The organism is Pseudomonas sp. GM_Psu_1, from assembly GCF_026544185.1.
GTDB lineage: Bacteria > Pseudomonadota > Gammaproteobacteria > Pseudomonadales > Pseudomonadaceae > Chryseomonas > Chryseomonas oryzihabitans.
This window is the reverse complement of sequence record NZ_JALNUX010000038.1, coordinates 1-631: the sequence shown is the minus strand read 5'-3', so window position 1 is coordinate 631 and position 631 is coordinate 1. Positions and strand designations below refer to the sequence as shown.

Genomic DNA, 631 nt, shown 5'->3' with positions numbered 1-631 from the left:
AAGTACCCCGAATACCACGAGCGGCTCAACGCCTTCCGCGAAGAGCAGACCCGCACCGTGCTGGACAACCCCGATCCGAGGGAGCAGGCATGAAGATCGGCGTCATCGGTGGCGGCCAGCTGGGCCGCATGCTCGCCCTGGCCGGCACGCCGCTGGGCATGAACTTCGCCTTTCTCGATCCGGCGCCTGACGCCTGCGCCGCCGCCCTGGGCGAACACCTGCGCGCCGACTACGGCGACCAGGATCACCTGCGCCAGCTGGCCGACGAGGTCGATCTGGTGACCTTCGAATTCGAGAGCGTCCCGGCCGAGACCGTGGCCTTCCTCTCGCAATTCGTGCCGGTCTATCCGTCCGCCGAAGCCCTGCGCATCGCCCGTGACCGCCTGTTCGAGAAGTCCATGTTCCGCGACCTGGGGATCCCCACCCCGGCCTTCGCCGACGTCCTCTCCCAGGCCGACCTGGACGCTGCCGTGACCCGTATCGGCCTGCCGGCGGTCCTCAAGACCCGCACCCTGGGCTACGACGGCAAGGGCCAGAAGGTCCTGCGCCAGCCGGAAGACGTCACCGACGCCTTCGCCGAACTAGGCAGCGTGCCCCTGCTGCTGGAAGGCTTCGTGCCCTTCACCGGCGA

At 68.6% G+C, this 631-nt stretch carries 1 protein-coding gene and 1 pseudogene; both read left to right on the top strand.

The genetic code is table 11. The features are described 5' to 3' along the window. Window positions 1-93, top strand: a pseudogene (locus OXS31_RS23490) (5-(carboxyamino)imidazole ribonucleotide mutase); the annotation flags it as partial. After that, on the top strand, window positions 90-631 hold a 542-nt coding region (locus tag OXS31_RS23345), incomplete at its 3' end, for an ATP-grasp domain-containing protein (RefSeq protein ID WP_267402363.1). The pseudogene OXS31_RS23490 and the gene OXS31_RS23345, both read left to right, overlap by 4 nt.